Raw genomic sequence first — 265 nt, 5'->3', positions numbered from 1 at the left:
AGCGACCTGAATCTCGTCACACGGTAAAAAGTGCACGGTGATGCCACAAGTGCTCTGTTCGGAGTAACTCGGAACAGGCACTGAGCGACTGTGACTCCGTTGTTGGGCTACAACGTTGTCTGCCCACTCAACAACTTTTGACCAGTCGTCGAGTCCGGGGAAATCGTCAGACCTACCAACTCCCGTCTGCCAATCAACCTGCACCCTCATCCCTGGCGTCCACCGCGCCGGCATACTGAAATGCCCTCCTCCCCCTCTTTGCCAC

The 265-nt window shown here is 56.6% G+C and carries 1 protein-coding gene; it reads right to left on the bottom strand.

Annotated elements, in window-relative coordinates:
- Nucleotides 1–234 (bottom strand): DUF3304 domain-containing protein (locus tag DM374_RS34635; RefSeq protein ID WP_225422714.1); only part of this gene is annotated, 234 nt, incomplete at its 3' end.
- Between the last annotated feature and the right edge of the window lie 31 nt (nt 235–265).

The organism is Pseudomonas huaxiensis (assembly GCF_003231275.1).
Lineage (GTDB): Bacteria > Pseudomonadota > Gammaproteobacteria > Pseudomonadales > Pseudomonadaceae > Aquipseudomonas > Aquipseudomonas huaxiensis.
This window is presented reverse-complemented; position numbering and strand designations above follow the sequence as displayed.